Source organism: Bacillus cereus group sp. BfR-BA-01360 (genome assembly GCF_022663595.1).
Classification (GTDB): domain Bacteria; phylum Bacillota; class Bacilli; order Bacillales; family Bacillaceae_G; genus Bacillus_A; species Bacillus_A cytotoxicus.
Genome location: NZ_JAKUFV010000008.1, coordinates 144,550 through 171,020, shown reverse-complemented (window position 1 = coordinate 171,020; position 26,471 = coordinate 144,550). Strand labels below are relative to the sequence as shown.

The window sequence follows — 26,471 nt, the reverse complement described above, 5'->3', positions numbered from 1 at the left end:
ATCCCTGAAAGATGATCAGGTTGATAGGTTCGAGGTGGAAGCGTGGTGACACGTGGAGCTGACGAATACTAATAGATCGAGGACTTAACCATATATCTAAAGCGGAAGCGACTCGCTCAGAATTGAAAAGCATTGGAGTTCCTGACTATAGAAGCGTTCTTTGCTTCGGCAGGAAGGTACGAAATGATCGAAATTCTAGTCGCTGGAGCTGGATTCAATATGAAGCAAATGTTATCTAGTTTTGAGAGAATATAAAAAAACTTGTTGACTTTTTAAGTGAATTAGGTATAATAATGATTGTCTCAAATGAATATTGTCTGGTGATGATGGCAGAGAGGTCACACCCGTTCCCATACCGAACACGGAAGTTAAGCTCTCTAGCGCCGATGGTAGTTGGGGCCTTGCCCCTGTGAGAGTAGGACGTCGCCAGGCTATATTATTCCGCAGTAGCTCAGTGGTAGAGCTATCGGCTGTTAACCGATCGGTCGTAGGTTCGAGTCCTACCTGCGGAGCCATTTATGGAGAGCTGTCCGAGATGGCCGAAGGAGCACGATTGGAAATCGTGTATACGTCACAAGCGTATCAAGGGTTCGAATCCCTTGCTCTCCGCCATTAGGAACTTTTGGCCCGTTGGTCAAGTGGTTAAGACACCGCCCTTTCACGGCGGTAACACGGGTTCGAATCCCGTACGGGTCACCACTTTTGGAGGATTAGCTCAGCTGGGAGAGCACCTGCCTTACAAGCAGGGGGTCGGCGGTTCGATCCCGTCATCCTCCACCATTTTAAATTAAAATAATAATCGTCGCGGGGTGGAGCAGTCTGGTAGCTCGTCGGGCTCATAACCCGAAGGTCGCAGGTTCAAATCCTGTCCCCGCAACCAAATGGTCCCGTGGTGTAGTGGTTAACATGCCTGCCTGTCACGCAGGAGATCGCCGGTTCGACCCCGGTCGGGACCGCCATTACATAAGGCTCGGTAGCTCAGTCGGTAGAGCAGAGGACTGAAAATCCTCGTGTCGGCGGTTCGATTCCGTCCCGAGCCACCATGCAAATAAAATAAGCCGGCTTAGCTCAATTGGTAGAGCAACTGACTTGTAATCAGTAGGTTGGGGGTTCAAGTCCTCTAGCCGGCACCAGTAAGTTTCGGAGGGGTAGCGAAGTGGCTAAACGCGGCGGACTGTAAATCCGCTCCTTCGGGTTCGGCAGTTCGAATCTGCCCCCCTCCACCATTTATATAGGGGCATAGTTTAATGGTAGAACAGAGGTCTCCAAAACCTCCAATGTGGGTTCGATTCCTACTGCCCCTGCCAAATGAATATGGCGACTGTGGCGAAGTGGTTAACGCACCGGATTGTGGCTCCGGCATTCGTGGGTTCGATTCCCATCAGTCGCCCCATTTACTTTGAATATTTACAAATTGATTAAAATATGATAAGATTTTTAATGTCTTATATGAAAATCATTGTAATAAAGTTGATGATGATAACATATAATGTATTAATCATTCGATGGGCTATAGCCAAGCGGTAAGGCAACGGACTTTGACTCCGTCATGCGCTGGTTCGAATCCAGCTAGCCCAGCCATTTTGCGGAAGTAGTTCAGTGGTAGAATACAACCTTGCCAAGGTTGGGGTCGCGGGTTCGAATCCCGTCTTCCGCTCCAAATTGAATATGGCGGCATAGCCAAGTGGTAAGGCAGAGGTCTGCAAAACCTTTACCACCGGTTCGAATCCGGTTGCCGCCTTTTTTTTATATGCCGATGTGGCGGAATTGGCAGACGCGCACGACTCAAAATCGTGTTCCTTCGGGAGTGTCGGTTCGACCCCGACCATCGGTATCGTTAAATGGTTATCGTGAATTACAGAAGAATTAAGTAATAGCAACGTTTAAAACGTCTTTCTACAGTTTTGTAGGAAGGCGTTTTTTTGTGTTTTCAGGGGTAATTTTGCTTAAAAAATCCACTTTTATAATCGTATTCATTGGTCGTGTTCATTGGTAAAGAAAGGTGGTTAACTTATGGCTAGAAGAAAAAACACTTCAGCAGAAAGTAAATTAGCTGTTATTAAAAAATAAAGTAAATTCTATGTTGAAACGTTTGATGAAGCTATCACCTTGTTTGTAAAGGACTGTGAGCTAAGAAATCTTCGATCATTTACCATTAAGTATTATTTAAATGAGTTTGCCTTTTCATAGTATTCACTCGCTTCATTATAGTTTGTCGTTAATGTGGCATGTACTGCCTTGAAAAAGTAGTAGTAATAGGATAGAAATTCATCAGAGGATGCATTATATGATTCCACAATATCAAAACTATTTTTTGCAATGCTTAAGCTGTCCGTTAGTGCCTTATATCTAAAGTCTAACAACGAATAATATAATAGTAAGTTTTGCTCTTGATACTGTTCATCTTGAATTTCCTTGATTTTATTAATTTTCTCATCAATTTCTTGTTTTAAATTGGTTGCTTTTAACACTTGTTCCTGTAACATGGCTTGATACCAATTATTAAGCAGTTTCGTAACTTGTTCATTCTCTTTCACTGGAACGTGCATATAGCCCCCTTTCTTTTCTGAATAGTCTTACATTAATAATAACAAGAATAGAATATAATGGAAATTTAATTTTAATATTCCTCAACATTTGTTTAACAATCTTATTTTAAAAGAAGAAATTCATTAATTCATTGTGTTTAGTAAATTCAAACATTTGATACAGTGGGGGAATTTAACATGGTATAATTTTCTTATAAAATACTGTATAAAGAAGGAAGGGCAATTCATGAGTTTAAATATGTATTTGGGAGAAGTACAAAGCCAAACTCAAAGCATGAATGCTGTATGTAACGCTACCATTCAAGGTATGGAACAAGTCATTCAGTCGATTGACACCTTTGCAATTGATACTGTTCTACAAGGACAAACTTATAGCAGTGCAAAATCATTTTTTGTACAAACCTTTCGTCCTTTAGCACAAGGAATCATTTATCTGTGTGAAGAGTTAATTCGTCAGAATGATGCTTTTCCAAGTCAATTTCAATCACAAGTCGCTTCCACAGATGTAATCGAACAAGAAATATTAGAACAAATTCGAGAAATTGACCGAATGAAAGCAAGTATGGAAGCCATCAGTCAAGCTATGCCAATCCCAGGTATGGACGCTATGGCGAATCTTTTTACTGTCATGAGGAAAAAACTGCAAGAGAAACTAGAACATTTATACGAATTTAATTATGCTTCTAGTAGTAATTATGATACAGCACTTCAACTAGCAGCTAGTATCGCACAAGGTTTAGCAGAGGTACAAAGTGGAAAAGGTTTTAGTCCTGCCACTGGTACATTTAGTATACAAGGATTGAATATGGAATGGACAACTTCAATTCAAGCAATTACAGAAGAGAGGGCACGTCAAGCTGCCCATTCAATTGAAGAAGGTGAAATGTGTGGTAAGCTACCTGAAAAATCTACTGGTGAAAAAATTTGGGACGGTATTGTAGATGGTACGGGACAAGCAGTTAGCGATACAATAGACGGAATAAAAGCTTTAGGAGATTGGGAAACGTGGGAAAACATGGGGAACGCTGCTTTGCACCCTATCGATACCCTTAGTACCATGTATAATGCATTGTCGGATTCATTTATTGATGATGTAATAAATGGAGACGCAGAAAGTCGGGCGAAGTGGGGAAGTTATGCTTTAACTCAAGTTGGGCTAGGTCTCATTGGTGATAAAGGATTAAGTAAAGCATCGAAGGTAGCAACTACTGCAAATCTAGCAAAAGGTATGTCCAAAGTAACTAATTCTGCTACATATAGAAACACACTAAATGCATTAAATAATTTTAATTTAAACATTGGAAACCGTTTTGCTTATGCTGGTTTTGGGGGAAGTTCCTTAAAATCTAGCTTTATTGATACTTATCAAACAGCTAAGGATAAGCTATCACCTTATCAATATACTAAAAGGACTACGGATGGTGACATTTTTGTTGGTAAATTATATGGAGAAGATGTAATTCTTAAAGATGTTAAAGTTGATGAAATTACATACTCTAAGAGAACTCGAGAAGAAGCTGAACAACTTCGGAAGGAATTTGATAGGAGTGTGAGAAAAGATTTTCTTAATGCATTGGTAAATGACCCTGTTAAACTGAAAGAACTCAAAAAAGCGGGAATAACAGATGCTGATATAGAAAGGATGAAAAGAGGAAACAATCCAAAAGGGTGGCAAGTACATCATAACCTCCCTTTAGATGATGGAGGAACAAACGACTTTGGAAATTTAACCTTAATACAAAATCATCCATATCATAAAGCTATAACTAATACACAACGTACGTTAACTAGACACTTACAAGATGGAGATAGTGTAGACGTAAGTTGGCCTATACCAAAATACAACATCTACCCTAAGGGAGAATAAATAAACTTAGAAAGGGATTTTTATATGTGGAAAAATCTGATTTTAGAAATTGAAAAAATAGAGAAAAGTTTTAATGATAAACTGAATACACCAGCAACAGATAGTGAAATTCAGAAATTAAGAGAACGCATGAAAGAGAGTTTTAATGTTGACCTACCGAGTGAATATGAGGAGTTTCTTAAAACTGTAAATGGATTAGATTTTAACGGGCTAGTACTTTATGGAGTCGACTCTTATTTGTTAGATACAGAAAGGGACGAATCAATTTGCGGGCTTATAGAAACCAATGAGATTTGGTATGAAAATGAATTTCAAAAAGAGTATCTTTTCCTTGGAGATTCAAATATAGCATGGTTCTGTAAAAACTTATCAGACGGTACTTATCTAGAACTTGATAAACCATCAGGTACGGTAATGAACACATATAATGATTTTAATACAATGCTTGAGGAAGCGTTAAAAATAACCCTACTTTAATAGGGGGTAGTAAAAAATATGTTTAATTTTTTGAAAGAATATGTTGTAGTAGACAGAAGTGTCCGTTCTAAACAAAAACCTATTTTCTATCCTTTACCAAAAGAAGAGATAGCAGAAGCAGAAGATTTGTTGAAAATGCAATTCCCAAAAGAATTAAAACGTTTCTATGAGGAAATTGGCTATGGATTTTTAAAGACTAATAAGACTCTTATTAACAGATTCATGGACCCATTTTCTGTTGCAGATTTTCGTTTAAGACAAGATATTTATGAATATAATCCTAATTTCGACGATGTCGATGATGAAGAATCACTAGTATTTTTTGAAGTATCAGAGATTAGCTTTTTAACAATTAAATTTAAGCAGGAAAATGAATTAGGTCAATGTCCTATATATTATGGTTCAACGAAAATAGAGGATTCTTTAGAAGAATTATTAATAAAAATGGAAGAAAATCCTGATTATTATATTTAATAGATATCAATTCTATTTTTTTAGAGTAGTGCATTATTGGTTCATCATTTTAAGAATTGTTTTCTAGCTTATGTGATTGCGAAGACAAATAATAATTAATTATGAGTAACAAAAGTAAGACTTATGCGTAATTCACATAAGTCTTTTTAATATTATCCCACAGTTAAGAAGAAGTTTTTATTGTTTTTATAGTAATTAATATGTACTATATGAAGTGTAAGGCACCATTAGTATGAGTGTTAAATGATAGAACAAGGGAAGAGGCTAACATTGGCATTATTCAAACGCACTAACTTAGATAAAACAGAACTATTGTTACTATATATTATGAAAGAATTAGAAGCGGATAAAGCACCCGTGAAGTTATCGTATAACCAGTTGCAGGATTATTTACGTGCTAATCGTAATACAACATCAAAGGCAATAAAAGGACTGAAAGAACAGGGTATACTGTCTGTTACAGTTGGACAGGGGAAAGCCTCTAATACTTACCAACTTACATTAGAAACAGGTATATAGAGATAATAATGATTATATAAAAGAAAAGTAGAAAAACTTATTGAAAATCTAGTCTGCTAGAATTATACTGTAAAGTATATAGTAGTCGTGTAAACAGGCTAACTGTAACACCCTACAATTAACTGTAGAATTACTTAATATGACTGTAAAAAAATGATAATAACTAATGATATAACGGAAAAAAACGACTCAAAATCGTGTTCCTTCGGGAGTGTCGGTTCGACCCCGCCCATCGGTATTGAAGAGCGTAGAAAAAGACTCTAACAATTTTGGTTAGAGTCTTTTAGCATTTAATGAGATAAAAGAATAACTTATTCTGCTTGGAGATACAGTTGCTACTTATTTAACGAGACCTAGAGATCTGTCTTAAAATAATTATTTGCTTTCTCTTATTACATAATAAATGGAAGAAGTATTACATTCGCAATGAAGAATAAAATTCATGTATAATATATAATGTGAAATAAAAGCTATGCGAGTTTTTGTTAAGTTCATAATGAATTATGAACTTTTTATACTTATTTTGAAAAAGTGTTGAAGAAATACTATATTTCATATTAATATTTTTTATGTAGATTTAAACGTGAAAGAGAGTGGAACAGAATGGGTCGTAAATGGAACAACATTAAAGACAAAAAAGCCTCAAAAGATGCTAACACAAGCCGTATATATGCAAAATTTGGACGTGAAATTTATGTGGCAGCAAAACAGGGTGAGCCAGATCCAGAATCAAACCAAGCGTTAAAAGTTGTATTAGAACGTGCGAAAACATACAGTGTACCAAAATCAATTATTGATCGTGCAATTGAAAAAGCAAAAGGCGGTTCGGAAGAAAATTATGATGAGCTTCGTTACGAAGGATTTGGTCCAAACGGCTCGATGATAATCGTAGATACACTTACAAATAACGTAAACCGTACTGCAGCGGACGTACGTGCTGCGTTTAATAAAAACGGTGGAAATATGGGTGTAAATGGATCAGTAGCGTATATGTTTGATGCAACTGCTGTTATTGGACTTGAAGGGAAAACTGCGGATGAGGTACTTGAAATTTTGATGGAAGCAGATGTAGACGCACGTGATATTTTAGAGGAAGAGGATTCTGTTATTATTTATGCTGAACCAGATCAGTTTCATGCAGTACAAGAAGCGCTTAAGGCTGCTGGAACTACTGAATTTACAGTTGCGGAGCTTACAATGCTTGCACAAAATGATGTAGAACTTTCAGAAGAGGCACAAGCACAATTTGAAAAGTTAATTGATGCATTAGAAGATTTAGATGATGTACAACAAGTTTATCATAACGTTGATTTAGGTGAATAATATATGAGCAAAAGGCCTTTTGTTATTTAGCAAAAGGCTTTTTTATATTCAAAAAGAACAGAAAGACTATAAAAGCATAAAATATTTTTAAGTTGATTGAAAGAACGTTTGTTCTATATAATGGATATACATTTTAGTATATAAAACAACTAAGAAATACATTTGTATTCCGAAAAAATATATAGCAGATGGTATAATAAAAAGATAAACATTTTATTCCATATGAATGTTGTTAAGGTGATGAAAGGATGTTATAACTTACAAGATTGTAAGATAGGTGTAAGAGAAATCGATTGGATCTTCTTTTGGAAGACGATATTCTTAAATTAAGAATAATATATTCTATATAGAAAAGAGGTGGGCACGATGAAAGAGCGTGTATTATCTAGAGTGAATTATCATCAAAAAATTTCATTCAATCCGATTACAAAGTTTCTTTATAAAGCTATTATTTTATTATTATTACTAAGTTGTACTTTATTATTTATCGGAAATGTAATGATTGAACGTAGTGATATTAGCAAGCTGCAAGTTCCTGCTAAATTAGAGATACCAAGCTCGTTGGCTCACGCATTTATTGCGACTGAAGATAAAAGGTTTTACCATCATAATGGATTAGATTATATTGCAATTGTTCGTGCGTCTATTGAAAATATAAAAGCGGGTGGTATTGTACAAGGAGGAAGTACAATTACACAGCAGTTATCTAAAAATGCTTTTTTATCTAATGAGCGCACATTTTCTCGAAAATGGAAAGAAATTTTTTATACAAAAAAAATTGAGCGTACATTTACGAAAGATGAAATTTTGAAATTATATGTGAGTAATATTTATTATGGAGAAGGTGCATGGGGAATTGAAAAAGCAGCAAAGTTATATTTTGGTAAAAAGGTTAACAAACTAACATTAAGTGAAAGTGCAATGTTAGCTGCTGTTGTAAAGGCACCTGCGTATTATTCACCTGCAAAAAATTACAATAAAGCTGTCGAACGAAGAAACGTAGTCTTAAAGTTAATGGAGCGAGAGGGATATATTAATCATAACCAATATGTGCAAGCACTAAGTGAGAAACTTGTTATTCGTCACGATCCAAAAACAGAGCATTTGATACAAAAGACAGCACGTGAAAAGCTTGTTAGTGAAAGGGAGTTCCGAGAGAGGAGCTTCTTTTTTATGGATAAAATATGAACAGAAGAGACACAATATTGTCACATTTACTCTGTTTTTGGAATTTATGTGAGCGTGTTCATTGCATGACTGATATAAGTATTGATATTATGTGTATTGTGTACAGCAATGTACATAGAATATGAAATTAAAGAGGAATGCATATGAAATCATCGAACAAAATCATGATTCTTGGTATTGTTTTTTCTATTGCTGTATTAATTGTTATTGGAACAATTGTGTACAGTATTATAAATGACAAAAAAGAAAAAGGAAATGAGATGTTTGCTTATTCTACTCAACAAGCTTTAGGAAAAGAAGATGCTCCTGTGAAAGTTGTTGAATTTGGAGACTTCAAATGCCCAGCTTGTCGAACTTGGGATGCAACAGTATTTCCTCGTTTAAAAGAAGATTATATTAATAAAGGAAAAGTGCAGTTTTATTTTATTAACTTCCCATTTATCGGAAAAGATTCTGAATTAGGTGCTGCAGCTGGTGAGGCAATTTATAAACAAGATCCAGATTCTTTCTGGAAATTCTATGATGAAATTTATCAAAGTCAGAAAAAAGATACTGAGGAATGGATTACAGAAGAACTGCTTCTGAACATAGTGAAGGAAAAACTTCCAAAAGTGAATGTAGAACAGTTTAAGAAGGATTTACACAGTAAGGAAATGAAAGAAAAAGTACGTAAAGATTTTGATCGTGCAGAAAAACTAAAAGTACAAGGTGCACCATCGGTATATGTAAACGGAAATCTTACAAATCCTGATTATGACAGTATGAAAAAGGAAATTGATAAAGAATTGAAAAAGTGATGAGGGGTCTCATCACTTTTTCGACTTTTTTCGATAAAATTATTGCATAGGCTTTTATTACGTGCTATACTACTTTACATAAGTTATTGAAATAACTTATGTATTTTTTATGATTTGCGGGTGTAGTTTAGTGGTAAAACAAGAGCCTTCCAAGCTCTGGTCGAGAGTTCGATTCTCTTCACCCGCTCCAGCTATTATTTCGTATTTTTATAATAACTTGTGATCAACGCAGTGTTTCGTTTCTAAGATAAACGAGGCATTGCGTTTTTTAATGTTTGGAAAAGAATATTTTATGCAAGAATAGAATGAACGAATATGATTATGAAATGAATTGCTAACCAACGGTAGATGATTCAATATATATTCATCGTAGAAGGAGGCAAAGCATGGATTTTGAGAAATTAAAGCAAGATGTAATAGCGTATAGTAAAACGATTGGAATCGATAAAATAGGGTTTGCAAGTGCTTCTCCTTTTGAAGAATTGAAGCAGCGTTTAATTCAGCAGCAACAATTAAATTATCAATCTGGTTTTGAAGAACCTGATATTGAGAAGAGAACAAATCCACAGCTATTATTACCAGGGGCAAAATCAATTATTGCGATTGCATTAGCTTATCCATCAAAACTAAAAAATGCACCGCTAAGTAAGAGAGGAGAGAGACGAGGCATTTTTTGTCGCGCGTCTTGGGGACAAGATTATCATCTTGTTTTACGAGACCGTTTGAAAAAGTTAGAGACGTATTTAATCGAAAAGCTACCTGGTATAGAAGTAAAATCAATGGTTGATACAGGAGAATTAAGTGATCGTGCTGTTTCAGAACGTGCTGGTATCGGGTGGAGTGGAAAAAACTGCTCGATTATTACTCCAGAATTTGGTTCTTATGTATATTTAGGTGAAATGATTACGAATGTCCCGTTTCCTCCTGATCAGCCTATAGAAGATCAGTGTGGAAGTTGTACAAAATGCATTGATATTTGTCCAACTGGAGCTTTAGTACAAGGGGGACAATTAAATGCAAAGAAATGTATTGCTTTTTTAACACAGACAAAAGGATTCTTGCCAGAAGAATATCGGGATAAGATAGGAAACAGAATATATGGGTGCGATACATGTCAAACTGTCTGTCCAAAGAATAAAGGGAAAGACTTCCATAATCATCCCGAAATGGAACCAGATCCAGAATTAGTTAAACCACTATTAATACCGTTATTAACAATAAGTAATCGAGAGTTTAAAGAAAAATATGGGATAATGTCTGGATCATGGCGAGGAAAGAAACCGTTGCAGCGAAATGCAATTTTAGCACTTGCTCATTTTAAAGAAACAGCAGCAGTACCACACTTAATTGATGTAATGAAAGATGATCCAAGGCCTGTTATACGAGGAACAGCGGCATGGGCTCTTGGGAAAATTGGCGGTGATGGAGTAGGTGTTGCTATTGAACGTGCAATGGAGCGTGAGAAGGATGAAGAAGTTCTTCATGAAATGAAGCGTGGACTTGAATTATTAGCACAGAAAAAAGAGTAGATAATATTCCCCTGTTTCATATTGTAATATGGGGAGGGGAGAAAATGACTGTAAAATCTTACATTGAAAAACAGATACAACAATCTTTAGCATTTATAGTTGATAAAAGGGAACATGTAGATGGAATTTCTCCAGATTTATGGAAGGTATTACAGCGGAAAAAAAACTTATTTCAAAAACGTGGTGCAAATATTATAAAAGCAACAGCAGATATTTCTTTTATTCGGCAATTAAATAGTAAAGCGTATCAAGAAGTGGATTATCAAGTACATTTGAAATATTTCATTCAACATAAAGAATTATTTTATATAGAAGAAGAACGAGTAGAGCGGCGTATACGTTTAAAAGGAGAGAGAATCGAAGAAGATTACGTTATTGAAGTGAAAGATAAACTTAGCAGTGAAGGACCAATAGAACGTGAAAGAGCAAAAGAAAAATTTGGGTTCTATCAATACAATCGTCTTGAAGCAGTTAAATATGCGGAACGTTGGTGGGATAATCGAAATCCAGTATACCGTAATTTTCCTGATAATTGTACAAATTTTGTTTCCCAATGTCTTCATGCAGGGGAAGTACCAATGACAGGATATCCTAATATTCGTAAAGGTTGGTGGCAAAGGGGAAATCAATGGAGCTGGAGCTGGGCAGTTGCTCATTCGTTTTATTGGTATTTATCAGGAGCAACAACAGGCTTAAGAGCTAAATCGGTTGAAAAACCAGAAGACCTTATACTTGGCGATATAATTGCTTATGACTTCGAGAATGATGGAAGATGGAATCATACGACGATTGTAGTGGCGAAAGATGCAGATGGGATGCCGCTTGTCAATGCTCATTCAGCTAATAGCCGAAAGCGTTATTGGAATTATGAAGATTCTAGTAAGTATACACCGCAAATGAAGTACAAATTTTTTCATATTATTAATGGGTAGAGATTTTTCATTCAAGTGGTATAATACGTAGTAGAGAAAAAATTGAGGTGAATATTCCGTGGGAGTAAATGTTGTTTTATATCAACCAGAAATTCCAGCAAATACAGGAAATATAGCACGTACGTGTGCAGCGACTGGAGCTGGGCTACATTTAATTAGACCGCTTGGGTTTTCAACAGATGATAAAATGTTGAAGCGCGCTGGTTTAGATTATTGGGAGCATGTAAAAATTACGTACTATGATTCAATTGAAGAGTTTTATGAAAAAAATCAAGATGGTGAATTTTTCTATTTAACAAAGTATGGTGAAAAAGCACATACAGCGTTTGATTATAGTAATCCAGAGAAAAATTATTATTTTGTATTTGGAAGAGAAACAAATGGTTTACCAGCAAATATCATTCAAGAAAACTTTGACCATTGTTTGCGTATTCCAATGACAGATAAAGTTCGCTCATTAAATTTATCAAATACAGCAGCTATTTTAGTTTATGAGGCTTTTCGTCAACAAAATTATCCAGGTCTAGATGAAAAGATTGTGTACTAAAAGTTGTCACTTGACGACTTTTTTATGAAAGAAATATGCCTTCATACGTTTTGAAAAAAGATGTGTCATTTGCGCATGGTGATTATTTTAACCATCTGCTTTCTGTTCAAGATGTAGAAAAGTGATGTGCTTAGGCACATCACTTTTTGTTTGTTCCCGGCTTATCATTATACCCAGCTGTAAAAATAGCAGTAAGAAATGTAAGTGAAACCCCTAGAATTAATAATAATTTCATGTTACATTCCCCCCTCTCTTTTTGTTTATAAATTCATTCTTTCGTTATGTATTGTTCTTTGAGGTGAAGAAGGGATTAAATTCGGACGAATAAAGAGATGCGTTCCCTAATATCTTTATTATACAGAATTTTCTTATTGTTTTGGGTAGATTTTTTAGGATGATAAGATATTTCATTTTGATTTAAAGAATGTTTAGGGACATCCTCGCATACCTTTTATAATAATCCGATTGAACAAGGAGATGGGGGAGGAGCTATAATGGATATTCTAAAAAAGATTGAACAGCACCGAGAATCAGAGGAACGTTTAAAGTGGGAAGGGACGTTTGCGGAGTATTTGGATCTTGTAAAAGAAAAACCATGGGTGGCCCAAACAGCACACTCTCGCATTTATAATATGATTAAAGATGCTGGCATTGAAGAGGTAGATGGGAGAAAAAGATATAATTTCTTTAGTAATCAACTTTTTGGATTAGAGGATGCTTTAGAACGTCTTGTTGAGGAATATTTTCATCCATCAGCAAAACGTCTAGATGTTAGAAAGCGAATCTTATTATTAATGGGACCTGTTAGTGGTGGGAAATCGACGTTAGTTACGATGTTAAAAAGAGGATTAGAAACATATTCACGTACAGATCGTGGAGCTATTTTTGCTATTAAAGGTTGTCCAATGCATGAAGATCCTCTTCATTTAATCCCGCATCATTTACGAGATGCTTTCTTTGAGGAATATGGCGTAAGGATAGAAGGGAATTTATCGCCGTTAAATATGATGAGGTTAGAACAGGAGTATGGTGGAAGGATAGAAGATGTAATGGTTGAGCGCATTTTCTTCTCAGAGGACCGTCGTACAGGAATTGGAACATTTAGTCCATCGGATCCAAAGTCACAAGATATTGCTGATTTAACAGGAAGTCTTGACTTCTCTACAATTGCTGAATATGGTTCAGAATCGGACCCGCGTGCTTATCGTTTTGATGGAGAGTTAAATAAAGCGAACCGAGGAATGATGGAATTTCAAGAGATGTTAAAGTGTGATGAAAAATTTTTATGGCACTTGTTATCTCTCACACAAGAGGGGAATTTCAAGGCGGGCAGATTTGCACTTATTTCAGCAGATGAATTAATTGTAGCTCATACAAACGAAACAGAGTATCGCTCCTTTATCGCAAATAAGAAAAATGAAGCATTACATTCGAGAATTATTGTTATGCCAGTACCATATAACTTACGAGTAAGCGAAGAGGAGCATATTTATGAAAAAATGATTCGCGAAAGCGATGTATCCGATGTGCATATTGCCCCTCATACACTTCGAGTTGCAGCAATGTTTACTATTTTAACTCGATTAAAAGATCCAAAGCGTCCAGATATTGATCTCATTAAAAAGATGCGTTTATATGATGGTGAAATGGTAGAAGGATATAATTCGATTGATGTGGAAGAATTACAGCGTGAATATCAAGATGAAGGAATGAGCGGCATCGATCCTCGATATGTTATTAATAGAATTTCTTCTACAATTATTCGAAAAGAAGTTCCATCTATTAACGCACTTGATGTATTGCGCTCTTTAAAAGACGGATTAGATCAGCATCCATCTATTAGTAATGAAGATAGAGAACGTTATATGAATTTTATTTCATTAGCGCGAAAAGAATATGATGAAATTGCGAAGAAAGAAGTGCAGAAGGCATTTGTGTATTCGTATGAAGAATCAGCTAAGACACTTATGGATAATTATTTAGATAATGTCGAAGCATATTGCAATAAATCAAAATTACGTGATCCATTAACGGGCGAAGAAATGAGTCCAGATGAAAAGCTGATGCGTTCTATTGAAGAACAAATTGGTATTTCCGAAAACGCCAAAAAAGCATTCCGTGAAGAGATTTTAATTCGTATCTCAGCTTATGCGCGTAAAGGAAAACGCTTTGACTATAATTCACATGAACGTCTTCGTGAAGCAATACAGAAAAAACTGTTTGCTGATCTGAAAGATGTAGTAAAAATTACGACATCAACGAAAACGCCTGATGAAAATCAACTCAAGAAAATTAATGATGTTGTAGCACGCTTAATTGATGAACATGGATACAACTCTTCGTCTGCTAATGAATTGTTACGTTATGTGGGCAGTTTATTGAATCGATAATATGATAATAGAACGCTGTCTCTTTCTAGAATGGAGACGGCGTTTTTATATCGTATGAGAGTACGGTCTACAAATAGCGATATAAAGAAAGGTATAGGAACTCCAAATGAAGAATAAGGCTTGTCCAATATAATAAATTAAGATGCAATTTTATGAATTTATTGTCAATTATTTTTGTAATATGCATATGATAGAGTAACCAACCATTCATACAGAAAAAAGCCGACACAATATCATATGTTACAAAGCACAAAAGTGTGCAATAATGCATTGTGTTTATTTCGTACATCTTGGCAGTATGTTCACGATTATGGATTGCGTATCAAATTCTTTGTTGGGAATGTTCGGGGTAGGATGTAAGTATGAGTTGAGAAGAAAGGTTCATGAGCAGTTTTGTATTGCCATTTGAATCATACTGTTTTAAGCAATATGAAGGAAAAACTAGTAAGGAGGGAAAGGAATGAGCGAAGAAAATAAACATAATTACACAATTTCACAGGAAAACTGGTCCCTCCATCGCAAAGGATATGACGACCAACAACGCCATCAAGAAAAAGTACAAGAGGCAATTAAAAATAATTTGCCAGATCTTGTAACAGAAGAAAGTATCATAATGTCTAATGGTAGGGATGTTGTCAAAATACCAATTCGTTCTTTAGATGAATATAAAATTAGATATAACTATGATAAAAATAAACATGTTGGGCAAGGAAATGGTGATAGTAAAGTTGGCGATGTCGTTGCACGAGACGGTTCTGGTGGTCAAAAGCAGAAGGGACCAGGAAAAGGGCAAGGCGCAGGTGATATAGCCGGAGAGGATTATTATGAAGCAGAAGTATCTATTTTAGAATTGGAGCAAGCTTTTTTCAAGGAGTTAGAATTACCTAATTTAAAGAGAAAAGAAATGGATGAAAATCGGCTTGAGCATATTGAATTTAATGATATTAGAAAGACGGGGTTATGGGGAAATATTGATAAGAAACGAACAATGATTTCAGCGTATAAACGAAATGCAATGAATGGAAAACCATCGTTCCATCCAATTTATCAAGAAGACTTAAAGTTTCGAACATGGAATGAAGTGTTAAAACCAGAATCAAAAGCAGTTGTATTAGCAATGATGGATACAAGTGGATCGATGGGAATTTGGGAAAAATATATGGCACGAAGCTTTTTCTTTTGGATGACAAGATTTTTACGTACAAAGTATGAAACAGTGGATATTGAATTTATCGCACATCACACAGAAGCGAAAGTAGTAACGGAGGAAGAATTTTTCTCCAAAGGCGAAAGCGGTGGTACAATATGTTCCTCTGTTTATAGAAAAGCACTTGAGCTTATAGATGGAAAGTATTCGCCGGAACGCTGTAATATTTATCCATTTCATTTTTCTGATGGGGATAACTTAACATCTGATAATGCTCGTTGCGTCAAGCTTGTGCAGGAATTGATGAAGGTATGTAATATGTTTGGGTATGGGGAAGTGAACCAGTACAACACTCCACCATATACCCAAACATATTTTTGTTTAAAAGATTAGGAAGGTATAAAAATGCTTCAATTTTTGAAAAGGACGTATATCTAAGTTTAGAGGTGTAAGAGGTTCTTTTTATATCAATCAGAGCATGAATTTTCTTATTAGATTACTCCTTGAATCCTTAAAATAATTTCAGCTATGACAATAGAACCTAAAAATGTCCCTAAAAAAACAAATATTCCTACGATAATACTACGTAATCCTAATTTAGAAAAAGTAACCCAATTTCTACCTACTGAAATACCCGCATATGCTAGAACGGGGGTAGCTAAAGAGAGAATATTTATTTTTGAAGTCCAATTTACAATATAAGAAGAAAATGGAAACCAAGGAACTGTAATTAATATACCGACAAGGCCTATATAGCCAACTGCTGGAATCTTTAAAGGAACTATTTTTTCTAAGAAGAAACCTATTGAAGAAATAGTAATTAAAATTAACATACCCATAATAGATTGTTTAGGTGGTATATTGAAGCTAATCCAGTTTGCAATTATAGACATAAAACCGATAATACATAATAAGAGAGAGGATTTAAATATTGTTGACATCAGATTTTTCCTCCTTAACTACTGAATCTTTTTTCTTCATTCGTCGTTTATCTAATAGATTATATGTTTTTTCAGTTAAAGGTAAACTAATCAGCATACTTACATATAATCCGGTAGATAAAGAAATCAAATTACTAGCACCTGCAAAAGCTATAATCTCATCTTGTAAGGAAGGAAATGAGGCAACTAATGCACCTGAAGAAGCCGCCATCATACTTCCACTTCCTATACCTGAAGCCATTGCTAAAGAATAAGGATGAAAAATTTTAAAAGTTGCTAATAATCCTGCTAACACTCCAAAAAATAAGGCACCAAAAACCGTTCCAAAAATGTAAATTGCCATTACCCCATGACCTTCAGGAGAATTAAAACCATACTTATTCGTAATTAATCCTACATTAGGCTCTCTACCAATAGAATGAGTCATTCCGATAGCTTCACGTTTAAAGCCGAGTAGCATAGCTATAGGAAGAGCTAAAATAATAGTACCTATGTGACCTAGTTCTTGCAATAATAAAGCGGGACCTGCACTTAATAGTACTTGCAACTGTGGTCCAATCACAACGCCTGTTTTTGCAATGGTTAAAGTAACGCCAGTAACAATTATAGGTTCTAAGTTTTTAGCATGTTCTTTTTGAATAAGAGGTGAAAAGTATGAGAGAAGTCCTATTAAAAATGCATAAAGCATAGGTAATAACAATATAATTCCAATTCCTAACTTAATATAAAACGGCCCTATAAATTCAGTGAGAAGCACAATACAAAAAACTACAGCATGTAATTTCCAGTTTTTTAATAAATGTTTTACTTGTTTGTCATCCATATTTTTTCCTCCCTCAATATCTTGTTTTGAAAATGGTATTTTGTTACAATTTAAGAAACGTATAGAAATGGGGTGGGGGGTTGTATATTCAAGTATTCTTAGTAGGACTCTTAGCAGCTATGTCACCAGGGCCAGATTTTTTTATTGTCATGAAAAATAGTCTGGATTTTGGGTCCCGTACAGGTATTGCTACTGCAATAGGTATAGCTTTAGCTCTCGTTATACATATTACCTATACCATACTTGGATTTACAGTAATACTTCAGAAATATCCTGCGGTATTTATAATTATTCAGTTATTAGGGGCAGCATATCTAATTTGGTTAGGATGGAATGCCATCCGGTCAACTTCTAAAGAAACAAATGAAATTACCGAAGATTTAAAGAATGAGAAAATTTCAAAAAATCTTTTTCAAGCATTTAAAGAGGGATTTCTTTGTAATGTTCTAAATCCTAAATCTGCTTTGTTTTTTTTAAGCATATTCTCTCAATTTATTTCTACTAATACGCCTGATTGGATACGCTGGGTATATGGAGTTGAAATTATTTTTGCAGTAGGATTATGGTTTGTGGTATTAGCAACAATAATATCTTATGGAAAATTCAGATTATTTTACCGAAGGTATTCTTTTTGGTTCGATCGTTTCCTAGGTACTGTAATTATTTTATTTGCTTTAAAAATTATTTTTTCAGTTGTAAAATCAACATAGGCCTTCTCAATAAAAGAGGGCCTATGTTTTATTAAATTAAGACCAAAAAACTATATCTTTATTTGGCATTAAACCCGCAAAAGAACTAACAGTAATACGATCCTCACTACCACTTGCTTTTTGAACTTCGTGATAATTTTGAGGATTAAAAAACACTAATTCTCCTTGTTGCGGTGTAATTCTAATACATTCTGCATTTTTAACAGCTTCATAATCGTATGCATAACTATCTTTTAATTTATAAAAAGCTTCATCAGATTTTTTCCAAGGACGATTATAGACTACTGTAGAACCTCCATTAGCACTTGGTTGTAAATAAATATTCCAAGCTAGTTGAGCATTGATTTTACCTATAGTCCATTCAGGGAATAAGCCGTCTAGTCCTCCAGCCCAATCAACATGAATCAAGGCACGGTCCATAACACGTACAAGTCCTGCAAAATATGTATCCCCAGTTTCTTCTTCTATGGCAAAGTCTACATTGTGTGGCCAAGCATCCCCAACGAATCTTATTACGTTTTTAGCTAAATCTCCAGAATCTCTAAAAATAGATTCTCTTGCTTGGTTTGCTATAACTGCTTTTTTAAAGTATTCCTTTTTCTTTTCTATGCTGAATCTATGTTCAAATTGAGTGGTTCCTATTTTTCCGATTTTAGGATATACACCTTCATAATAATTTACTCCATATTCTTTAATGCCATTTAAAGCTTTTTCGCAAATTTCTTTCGATATAAAGTTAGGAATTCTAATTGCACCGATATTTCCTTTGAATAAATCTTCCAGTAGTTCTACAGATAATTTTTGCGTTTCTTCTATGCCCCAAGTTTTAACAATAACCATTATAAATTTTCCTCCCAAAATATAACATTTTTTACATTTAATAGTTTATCATATAGAGTTATATTTTAACACTATTTTTTATACATCATTAATAATCAGTTCAAATCTCCTTTTTCCTTTGCCTTTAGATTTATTAGATATTATTTGAAAGGAACCTATTTCTTTAGTTTCAGAAACATGAGTACCATTACATGGTTGTTCATCTAAATTTTCTATTTCTATGAGGCGAATATTGTTTATATTATTAGGAATAAGACTAAGAACAGTTTTAATTTTTCCATCTAAATTGGTTCCTTCACATCGATTAATAATTCGGGACTTAATTTGATGGTTATCTTGAATAATTTCATTAATACGTTTTTCAATATTCTGAAATTCAGTGTCGGAAAGTTGTGCATTAAACTGTATATCAATTCTAGCTCGATTTTCAAAGATTTGATTTCCGAGAGTTAATGCATCATACTCGTTATAAAGATAACCAGCAAAAACATGTAGCAAGGAATGATAGCGCATAAACTTATATCTTCGATTCCAATCCAATACTAGTTCAACTGGTCCATATTGCAACTTTTCTGAATTATCAATAAAGTGAATGATCTCATTATCAACTCTTTCAACCTTATTAACTGGAAAAATAATTTTATTCTGCTTTAAATATCCAATATCACAGGGTTGTCCACCGCCAGTGGGATAAAATATGGTTTTATCTAATATTATTTTTTCATTTTCTATATTTTTAATTATAGAAAACCCCTGTTTTATGTAAGGATTCTCTAAAAAAATTTCTTTTGACATATATAACCCTCCTTTTTTTATGATTATTTTACCATTTTTGTTATATAATTTAAAATAATTCTGAAAAGGGGGAAGATTTTAATGATTTGTATAAATAACATTCGATTAATTATAGGGGATAACTTGGAAACTATTGAAACTGGCTTTATAGTTTTTGATCAAGAGCGTATTATTGAAGTATCGAATCAACCTTTATTAAATTTACCTACTGAATGTCAGGTGGTTGATGGAACAGGCTTGACGGCATTACCTGGATTAATCGATGCTCATGTTCATTTAGGAATGGATTGTTCGCCAGATCCATTTTTCAGTATGAGTCATACAGATGATACCACAATTGCTTATCTTGCTTATAAACAAGGTATTCAATTTCTTGAATCTGGAATTACAACCGTACGAAATTTAGGAACTAGAAATAATATTGATATTCAATATAGAGATTCTATTCAAAAAAATATAATAGATGGACCACGCGTATTTGCTTCAGGTAACCCCATTATTATTACGGGGGGACATGGACAAGCAATGGGAATTGAGGTTGATGGAATTGATGAGATAAGAAAAGCATCTAGAACTCAAATAAAAGCTGGTGCTGACTTACTAAAATTAATGGCTACGGGTGGTGTTTTAACAAAAGGAAATAAACCTGCCTCAGTACAATTAACTATCGATGAGTTAAAATGTGCTTGTCAAGAGGCTAAGAATGCTAATATAGCTACAGCTGCTCATGCAATAGGAATAGAAGGTGTTAAAAATGCCATAAGAGCAGGTGTTCATACGATAGAGCATGGTTACTATCTAGATAATGAATCGATTCAAATGATGATTAACCAAGATGTGTATTTGATTCCAACTCTTTTGGCACCTATATTAATTTTAAATAATCCAAATCAGATTCCACAACATATGTTAGATAAATTAGAAGATATTGAGGTGCATCATAGAAAAAGTTTCCGTAGTGCTTTGAGTCAAGGTGTAAAAATTGCTGTGGGTACTGATGCGGGTACTCCATATAATTTCCCAGGCCAAATAGTAGATGAAATGAAGATTATGGTAGATGAAGGTATGAGTAATTTACAAGCGATTCAGGCGGCAACTAGTGTAGGTGCTGCTTGTTTGAAAATTGACTCTCTAACTGGAACATTAGAAAAAGGAAAGTGGGCAGATATTCTTATAGTTGAAGGGAATCCATTAGAGAATATATTGGATTTGAAAAATGTGAAACAAGTATTTAAAGCTGGCAAACCATGTTTAAATACATATGAGAATATAACACATTTTGCGTAAATGAATAAATGGTGGATTAGAAATGAATTTGAAGTAATGAAGAAAAAATTACTAAAGATAGTCTAGATCTAAAATATAATTATAGCCAGTTTAATACGTTTAACAATAGGAGGTTAATTGGATATTTTGAAAAAAAATAAAGAGTTGATTCTGACAAGAAATTTTAAAGAGAATCTATCGCTATTCTCCCTGGGTAGAAAAGAAGATGATAGGGGATAAATAATAAAAAAACTAGGCCATAATTACTTGTATTTTAAGAAAAGTGTAGCCTAGTTTTTTATTTTATCTGTTCTATATTCTAGTATATAATTCGATTAAAAATTCATCTTTTCTTTGCCAGATTTTTTTTCTTAAATATGTAGCCTTTTCAAGCACTGACTTGAGAAGGCGATTTTTCTTTTCTATATCATTCGTTGCATAATAAGCCTCTAAAACATTTTTGATTCTCGGAACAAATTCATGTATATGTTTTTCTTTTTCTAATATCTTTTTAATTTCATGTTTAAGCTCTTCAATTGCCTTTTGCGTAGTCTTCAATCGTACAGCAATAGATTTTTGCCTCTCTAAGAATGTTTCAACATCATATACACCTTTCTCCAACAAATCATGGAGATTATTTTTTTGTTTTTGCAAATTAATCATTTGTTGTTCTTTCTTTTCTAAAGCTTTTTGTTGTAGATGAATATTATTTTTTCTTTTCTTTTGTTGTACCATGTTTTCTTGTATCTCAAAGCTTTCGATAATTTGTTTTAATCCATCAAGTATGCGCTGTTCAACGAGTGCCAAAGAAGCACCTTTTTGAACTCCTTTGCATGACGGCTGTACACAACGTACTTGAGGATTAGGGCGATCTTTTCGTGGCTGATAAAGCATAGAATGCCCACATAGCTCACATAACAAGAGGCCTGCCAATGGATTAGAAAGTTTTTTTGTCTTAATTGTTGGTGGTCGCCAGCGTTTACTATGAGCCGTATTAGCCTTTTGAAATAATTCTTCTGATACAAGTGGCGGATGAGCGTTATCATGTCGCTGCCATCTTTCTTTTGATACTTTTTTTCGAATGTATTTCCCGTTTTGTTTAATGTAACGGATTTTCCCCCAAATAATGTGACCAAGGTATACTTCGTTTTTTATAATGGATGAGATAGTTGAAGGATTCCAATATTCGCCTTCAGGAGGAGCAATACCTAATCTATCTAATTCTTGTGCAATTGTTTGTCTACCTATTCCATTTGCCATTAATTCGAAAATTTTAGGTATTACCCAACTTTTTTCAGGATCAGGATAAAGTTTTAAGTTATTATCTCGTAGGTATCCATAAGCTGGAACACGAGAGATTGATTTTCCCTCTTTTGCGGAAGCTTTTCTACCACGCTGCATACGCTTAACAATTGTTTTTAATTCCTCCCGTGCAATTAAAGATTTTATACTAAAGGTTAACTCTTGATTTTCATCATTTGGATTAATAACTTCCGTTGGTGTAATAATGAATGTTTCTGAATAACGAAATACGCGATAAATCGTTCCTTGATCGACCATGTCGCCGCGACCAAGGCGGTCTAAATCCATTACTAACACTGCATCTGCAATGCCTGTTTCTACTTCTCGAAGAAGTTTTTGCATCATAGGTCTTTCAGATATATATTCACCAGAAACAACTTCTTCAAAAATATCAATGATATTATGATGCTCTTTATGAGCGAGTTCTAATAACTGAGTTCGATGACGTTCAAGTGTATCATAATGTTGTCCGTGTTCCATTGCTTTTTTTTCTTCTTCTAGATCTTTACGGCTTTTACGTAAATAAATAAATACATCAAGTTCTTCTGGACGATACATTAGTTTCACCTACCAGCTTGTCTAGTATTATTGTTATGGATATGTATAGCTAGCTTGTCCTATGAAAATGATAGTTCGTCTTTTTTCCTGTCTTGCATACATATAATGCAAGGGGGGGATATGATGAAAGAATTCCAATTCGGTAATACAAAAGTCATAATCCATTCGCCACTTGCATCAATGGGAAAAGAAGAACAAAAAGAATGGTTTCAACAAGAATGGGAAAAGAAAAATCCGATTTTAAGGTCTATAGTTGAAGCGGCAGTAAGTTGCCAAGAAGATGAAAAATAAAAAGAGCATTCTCTTTCATTAAGAGATATGCTCCTCTTTTTTCGATTAAATTATTCATTAAAATAAATAAGTGTTTTTAATGATGAATAGCTTTTTTAGTTCTGTAAATAATAATCTTGATCATTATTATGGAAGGTAGGTGAAACTGGAGATAGATCAATCCCTTTCTCTAAGGTTTCTAATAAGTAATATCCAAATGCTTTATCCTGTTGTATCAAGTTATGTAATAGGGTGCTTGCGCGAGCAATTCTATATTTTGTTTCATCAAGGGGTAAGGATGAATTATCTATTGTAATGAGGTGAAGCTCATCTTGTAGCTTTTGTAATAATGAAAGTTGAATGGTATCCGTCTTTCCCGTTTCAAGGTTACTTAAATAGGCTGGTGATACGCCAAGTTGTTTTGCAAAGGTGTTTAGTCCAATGCCTTTTTGAGTACGTAGTGTACGAATGTGTTTACCAATTTCGTTTATCATAAGACTAACCTCCATGGATTTATTGAAAGGAATACATAAAATGAATAAACAAAAGAAAATTACAATTACATCAGTAAGTTATGTTCATGATCCAGAATCAGCTCAAAAATGGTTTGAAGCGTATACCACATATACTTAATCACTGAGTTTGATACCATTGAGAAATTCTTTAATTCCATTATGACAAAAACTTGATTATATTTATTATGATGTACAGAAATTTAGTGGAATAAACATGTTCGGTAATTAGGATAGAGAACTCTATTTTGAATGAAGCAGTCTCGGTCATTGGATGCTAGCTCATTTAAAATACATTTAAGTATAAGAGAATAAGTTGATTTAGTATATAAAAAAACATACCAAATTATGGATATCGAAATTTAAGAATCTCTTGGTGAAGATAGTATATTGAATTATCATTATTAAAAAAGAGAGTATCTGAAGAAGATAGAAAAGAAATATTTTTAAAACAAACAGGTTATGAAATTTTAGGAGAATCAAAAAGGATGATACAAACACCTAAATTTAGAAGGAAAAAGAGAGCTTAATATACCTTCTAAAGGAAAAAGATTATTTGAATGGCATATAAAAATTGGTCGTACAACCAGAATTCATTACTATGTAGATGAAGAAGATGAAAAAGTTTATATTGGGTATTGTGGATGTCATTTAGGAATACCTTCTTATAATTCTTAACTTGATATATTTATATACAATAGTTATATAGAATTGTATTATGGGTATATCTTTGCTAATTAAACCAGTACAATCGCCACAGTACACTGATGTCAGCCTATAAAAATATAAAGGAAGAAAAATTTAGATATTATATTTTAAAGCAAAAAGCAGATGTATTTCATGCGATGAAGAGCTTTTTTAGGGAAGAATCCAGTGAAAGAATGGCATAGTAATAAAATACGCCAAGGTATCTTTTATAGATGCCTTGGCGTATTTTTAATATGTAAAAGTAATTGTTATAAATGAGTAGCCTTCTTTTGCACTGTATGGTGTAGCTTTGTAGGAAGCTCTTTGTGCACCAGCTGGTAGATGGATTTCTGCAAGGGCTTTTTTGATGTCCTGCATAGCATTTTGCACGGATTGTTTATAAAGAACTTCAACTTTTTCAGGTTTTGCTGAGAATTGCTGTTGTAATTTTGCTGTTAGTTCTTCATAGTTGTCAGCAACATATTGCTTTGATTGATACATTAATTTTGTGTCTTTTAATATTTGTTCATAGCTCGCTGATTTTGGACTGCCAGCTGAGACTTTATTGATTAATTCATTGTAATAGTTTGTAGTAGCCGTTGGATATGCGTTACGATTCCATTGGTGGTCTTTTGAGAGCTGTTCATCTGTTACATTGAAATAGGAATACATAACTCTTCCTTGCTCATCTGGAATAGGATCATCAAATGTTGTATCAAGGTGGTACCATTTATTGTCGATTTTCACCAAGTTCCAAGCATGTGGCTCTCCATTTCCAGTGCCTGTTACAATATGATTATCTATTCCAGCTTCTTTTAGTAATTGATAGGTTAATAGTGCATAACCTTGGCAAACAGCGGAACGGTTTGCTAGTGCTTCATATGCTGTATAAGCATGGTAAGAAGTATCATAGGCAATATGTTTTACAACGTAATCGTGAATGGCTTTTACTCTCTCATGATCATCCATGCCACTTTGAATAATAGACTGAACAATTGCTTTTGTTTGTTTCATGACATATTCTCTTTGTTCTTTCGATTCGCGGTATGTAATGTTTAAAGTAAAACGATAATTACCAGGTGAACCAGAGAGAGAATATGAAGTGCGGGCTAGTGTATAATTCGCATATTCATTTGTATTCATCAGTTCTTTGTACGCATTAAAAAGTATATCCATCACTTCCTGCCTATTACTATTTTGTGTTTTATAAGGAAGTGTAATGTTTACTTCATAGGCATTGATATGCTTTTGTAATTCATGTTTAAATTCCTCTAGTAATTGCATATCTTTTGGTGGGGTATTAGCTTGTTGTTTCATATTTCCATTGGCTTGTTTGTTATATTCTAAAGCATTGTATAAGAACTGGGCATATTGTTCACGAGTTACAGTTTTGAATGGTTCAAAATTTCCATCGCCTGTACCAGCTGCAATATGATTGGATTGTATAGCACTAATCGCATCTTCTGCCCAAAAGTTTTTTGGAATATCATGAAATGTATGTCCTTGTTTTGTAGAAAGATGAAAGGCATTTTTTATAATTTGTGCCATCTCTGCTCGGCTTATAGAATCTTTTGGTCTGAAGGTTCCCTGGTCGTCCCCCTTAAAAATTCCTAAATCTGTAAGTGCTAAAATTTCTTCTGGAAACATGGTAGAAGAATGCGTAATGTCACGATAAGGATTTTTCAATTGTGAGCCATCTTTTAAAATATAGCGAGTATTATCATTACTGAAAGTGCCGTTCTTTTTATTAGGAAATAGTACGCGGTAAATTAAAGCGGCTACTTGTTCGCGAGTAGCAACATCACCTAAACCAAATTTTCCGTTTCCATAGCCTGCAATAATATTTTGACTTGCTAAAGTCGTAATAGCAGGGTATGCCCAATGTTTTTGGGGAACATCAGAAAAAGAAGAGGGCACTTCAGCAGCTTTGATGGTATCAGTATGTGTATATAATAGAGCGCTTCCAATTAGTGTGAGTGAAGTGATTGATTTTAATAGTTTTGTGTACATTCTAATTTCTCCTGATCT

The 26,471-nt window shown here is 34.3% G+C and carries 21 protein-coding genes, 16 tRNA genes, 2 rRNA genes and 3 pseudogenes; 34 read left to right on the top strand and 8 right to left on the bottom strand.

The genetic code is table 11. The annotated features are described in order from the left end of the window. The 17 genes from MR056_RS10360 to MR056_RS10280 form a co-directional block, all read left to right on the top strand. Positions 1-92, top strand: a 23S ribosomal RNA gene (locus tag MR056_RS10360); the annotation flags it as partial. 224 nt (positions 93-316) lie between these two features. Further along, a 5S ribosomal RNA gene (gene rrf, locus MR056_RS10355) occupies positions 317-432 on the top strand. An 8-nt stretch (positions 433-440) separates the two neighbouring features. Beyond that, a tRNA-Asn gene (locus MR056_RS10350) sits at positions 441-515 on the top strand. A gap of 5 nt (positions 516-520) precedes the next feature. Then, positions 521-612 (top strand) — tRNA-Ser (locus MR056_RS10345). A gap of 12 nt (positions 613-624) precedes the next feature. Then, positions 625-699 (top strand) — tRNA-Glu (locus MR056_RS10340). A 5-nt stretch (positions 700-704) separates the two neighbouring features. Then, positions 705-780 (top strand) — tRNA-Val (locus MR056_RS10335). Between the two features lie 23 nt (positions 781-803). Further along, a tRNA-Met gene (locus MR056_RS10330) sits at positions 804-880 on the top strand. A 3-nt stretch (positions 881-883) separates the two neighbouring features. Beyond that, positions 884-959, top strand: a tRNA-Asp gene (locus tag MR056_RS10325). 8 nt (positions 960-967) lie between these two features. Beyond that, positions 968-1,043, top strand: a tRNA-Phe gene (locus MR056_RS10320). 14 nt (positions 1,044-1,057) lie between these two features. Then, a tRNA-Thr gene (locus MR056_RS10315) sits at positions 1,058-1,133 on the top strand. Between the two features lie 9 nt (positions 1,134-1,142). Further along, positions 1,143-1,226, top strand: a tRNA-Tyr gene (locus MR056_RS10310). 7 nt (positions 1,227-1,233) lie between these two features. Then, positions 1,234-1,307: transfer RNA gene (locus MR056_RS10305), tRNA-Trp, on the top strand. A 10-nt stretch (positions 1,308-1,317) separates the two neighbouring features. Next, positions 1,318-1,393 (top strand) — tRNA-His (locus tag MR056_RS10300). 113 nt (positions 1,394-1,506) lie between these two features. Next, positions 1,507-1,581: transfer RNA gene (locus MR056_RS10295), tRNA-Gln, on the top strand. Positions 1,582-1,585: 4 nt separating this feature from the next. Continuing rightward, positions 1,586-1,660 (top strand) — tRNA-Gly (locus MR056_RS10290). 10 nt (positions 1,661-1,670) lie between these two features. Next, a tRNA-Cys gene (locus MR056_RS10285) sits at positions 1,671-1,741 on the top strand. 11 nt (positions 1,742-1,752) lie between these two features. Further along, positions 1,753-1,834, top strand: a tRNA-Leu gene (locus tag MR056_RS10280). A gap of 343 nt (positions 1,835-2,177) precedes the next feature. On the opposite strand, the pseudogene MR056_RS10275 reads toward MR056_RS10280, so the two are convergent. Further along, a pseudogene (locus tag MR056_RS10275) lies at positions 2,178-2,549 on the bottom strand (response regulator aspartate phosphatase); the annotation flags it as partial. A 226-nt stretch (positions 2,550-2,775) separates the two neighbouring features. Between MR056_RS10275 and MR056_RS10270 the strand changes: the two are divergent. From MR056_RS10270 to yhbH, 13 genes and pseudogenes are all read left to right on the top strand, one after another. Then, complete coding sequence (locus MR056_RS10270) at positions 2,776-4,416, top strand: T7SS effector LXG polymorphic toxin (RefSeq protein ID WP_087097672.1); 1,641 nt, start codon at positions 2,776-2,778, stop codon at positions 4,414-4,416. A 24-nt stretch (positions 4,417-4,440) separates the two neighbouring features. Next, positions 4,441-4,893 carry a YrhA family protein gene (locus tag MR056_RS10265; RefSeq protein ID WP_087097674.1) on the top strand — a complete coding sequence of 151 codons (453 nt, stop codon included), beginning with the start codon at positions 4,441-4,443 and terminating at the stop codon, positions 4,891-4,893. Positions 4,894-4,911: 18 nt separating this feature from the next. After that, a complete protein-coding gene (locus tag MR056_RS10260) occupies positions 4,912-5,367 on the top strand; it encodes an SMI1/KNR4 family protein (protein ID WP_087097676.1) in 456 nt (151 codons plus the stop codon). A gap of 270 nt (positions 5,368-5,637) precedes the next feature. Next, a complete protein-coding gene (locus tag MR056_RS10255) occupies positions 5,638-5,886 on the top strand; it encodes a GntR family transcriptional regulator (protein WP_242136552.1) in 249 nt (82 codons plus the stop codon). A 603-nt stretch (positions 5,887-6,489) separates the two neighbouring features. Next, complete coding sequence (locus MR056_RS10250; RefSeq protein ID WP_011983576.1) at positions 6,490-7,209, top strand: YebC/PmpR family DNA-binding transcriptional regulator; 720 nt, start codon at positions 6,490-6,492, stop codon at positions 7,207-7,209. Positions 7,210-7,575: 366 nt separating this feature from the next. Continuing rightward, positions 7,576-8,397: a transglycosylase domain-containing protein gene (locus MR056_RS10245; protein WP_011983577.1), complete on the top strand. Its 822-nt coding sequence runs from the start codon at positions 7,576-7,578 to the stop codon at positions 8,395-8,397. Positions 8,398-8,540: 143 nt separating this feature from the next. Beyond that, on the top strand, positions 8,541-9,194 hold the full coding sequence (locus MR056_RS10240) for a DsbA family protein (RefSeq protein WP_011983578.1): 654 nt from the start codon (positions 8,541-8,543) through the stop codon (positions 9,192-9,194). 116 nt (positions 9,195-9,310) lie between these two features. Continuing rightward, positions 9,311-9,384 (top strand) — tRNA-Gly (locus MR056_RS10235). Positions 9,385-9,580: 196 nt separating this feature from the next. After that, positions 9,581-10,723 carry a tRNA epoxyqueuosine(34) reductase QueG gene (gene queG / locus MR056_RS10230; RefSeq protein WP_011983579.1) on the top strand — a complete coding sequence of 381 codons (1,143 nt, stop codon included), beginning with the start codon at positions 9,581-9,583 and terminating at the stop codon, positions 10,721-10,723. 44 nt (positions 10,724-10,767) lie between these two features. Then, complete coding sequence (locus MR056_RS10225; protein ID WP_011983580.1) at positions 10,768-11,655, top strand: amidase domain-containing protein; 888 nt, start codon at positions 10,768-10,770, stop codon at positions 11,653-11,655. A gap of 58 nt (positions 11,656-11,713) precedes the next feature. Next, a complete protein-coding gene (trmL, locus tag MR056_RS10220) occupies positions 11,714-12,202 on the top strand; it encodes a tRNA (uridine(34)/cytosine(34)/5-carboxymethylaminomethyluridine(34)-2'-O)-methyltransferase TrmL (protein WP_011983581.1) in 489 nt (162 codons plus the stop codon). Positions 12,203-12,696: 494 nt separating this feature from the next. After that, complete coding sequence (locus MR056_RS10215) at positions 12,697-14,592, top strand: PrkA family serine protein kinase (protein WP_011983583.1); 1,896 nt, start codon at positions 12,697-12,699, stop codon at positions 14,590-14,592. A gap of 460 nt (positions 14,593-15,052) precedes the next feature. Then, positions 15,053-16,090: pseudogene (gene yhbH, locus MR056_RS10210) on the top strand (sporulation protein YhbH); the annotation flags it as partial. Between the two features lie 140 nt (positions 16,091-16,230). Here the strand turns inward: yhbH and MR056_RS10205 are convergent. Continuing rightward, positions 16,231-16,680, bottom strand: coding sequence for a hypothetical protein (locus tag MR056_RS10205; protein ID WP_011983585.1), 450 nt, complete (start codon positions 16,678-16,680; stop codon positions 16,231-16,233). Continuing rightward, entirely contained in the window at positions 16,664-17,503 is an 840-nt protein-coding gene (locus MR056_RS10200) for a DUF3100 domain-containing protein (RefSeq protein WP_011983586.1), read from the bottom strand. Before MR056_RS10200 ends, MR056_RS10205 begins: the two co-directional genes overlap by 17 nt. Before the next feature lie 80 nt (positions 17,504-17,583). Here MR056_RS10200 and MR056_RS10195 point away from each other — a divergent pair, with 80 nt between their 5' ends. Next, positions 17,584-18,213: a LysE family translocator gene (locus MR056_RS10195; RefSeq protein WP_011983587.1), complete on the top strand. Its 630-nt coding sequence runs from the start codon at positions 17,584-17,586 to the stop codon at positions 18,211-18,213. 36 nt (positions 18,214-18,249) lie between these two features. On the opposite strand, the gene MR056_RS10190 is transcribed toward MR056_RS10195, so the two are convergent. Continuing rightward, on the bottom strand, positions 18,250-19,053 hold the full coding sequence (locus MR056_RS10190; protein WP_011983588.1) for a 2OG-Fe(II)-dependent halogenase WelO5 family protein: 804 nt from the start codon (positions 19,051-19,053) through the stop codon (positions 18,250-18,252). 78 nt (positions 19,054-19,131) lie between these two features. Beyond that, positions 19,132-19,848, bottom strand: a complete 717-nt coding sequence (locus tag MR056_RS10185) for an alanyl-tRNA editing protein (protein WP_011983589.1) — start codon at positions 19,846-19,848, stop codon at positions 19,132-19,134. Between the two features lie 81 nt (positions 19,849-19,929). On the opposite strand from MR056_RS10185, the gene MR056_RS10180 reads away from it, so the two are divergent. Next, entirely contained in the window at positions 19,930-21,135 is a 1,206-nt protein-coding gene (locus MR056_RS10180) for a metal-dependent hydrolase family protein (RefSeq protein WP_011983590.1), read from the top strand. A 291-nt stretch (positions 21,136-21,426) separates the two neighbouring features. Here the strand turns inward: MR056_RS10180 and MR056_RS10175 are convergent, their stop codons facing one another. After that, positions 21,427-22,974 carry a recombinase family protein gene (locus MR056_RS10175; RefSeq protein WP_048723293.1) on the bottom strand — a complete coding sequence of 516 codons (1,548 nt, stop codon included), beginning with the start codon at positions 22,972-22,974 and terminating at the stop codon, positions 21,427-21,429. A 123-nt stretch (positions 22,975-23,097) separates the two neighbouring features. On the opposite strand from MR056_RS10175, the gene MR056_RS10170 reads away from it, so the two are divergent. Then, positions 23,098-23,265 (top strand): hypothetical protein, encoded by a 168-nt coding sequence (locus MR056_RS10170; RefSeq protein ID WP_164468635.1) that lies wholly within the window; start codon positions 23,098-23,100, stop codon positions 23,263-23,265. Positions 23,266-23,360: 95 nt separating this feature from the next. Here MR056_RS10170 and MR056_RS10165 read toward each other — a convergent pair whose 3' ends face one another. Further along, positions 23,361-23,738 (bottom strand): helix-turn-helix domain-containing protein, encoded by a 378-nt coding sequence (locus tag MR056_RS10165; protein ID WP_011983593.1) that lies wholly within the window; start codon positions 23,736-23,738, stop codon positions 23,361-23,363. Positions 23,739-24,493: 755 nt separating this feature from the next. Here MR056_RS10165 and MR056_RS10160 point away from each other — a divergent pair. Beyond that, a pseudogene (locus tag MR056_RS10160) lies at positions 24,494-24,646 on the top strand (sporulation protein YhbH); the annotation flags it as partial. Positions 24,647-24,692: 46 nt separating this feature from the next. Here MR056_RS10160 and MR056_RS10155 read toward each other — a convergent pair. After that, positions 24,693-26,453 (bottom strand): S-layer homology domain-containing protein, encoded by a 1,761-nt coding sequence (locus tag MR056_RS10155; RefSeq protein WP_048723291.1) that lies wholly within the window; start codon positions 26,451-26,453, stop codon positions 24,693-24,695. Positions 26,454-26,471: the final 18 nt, after the last annotated feature.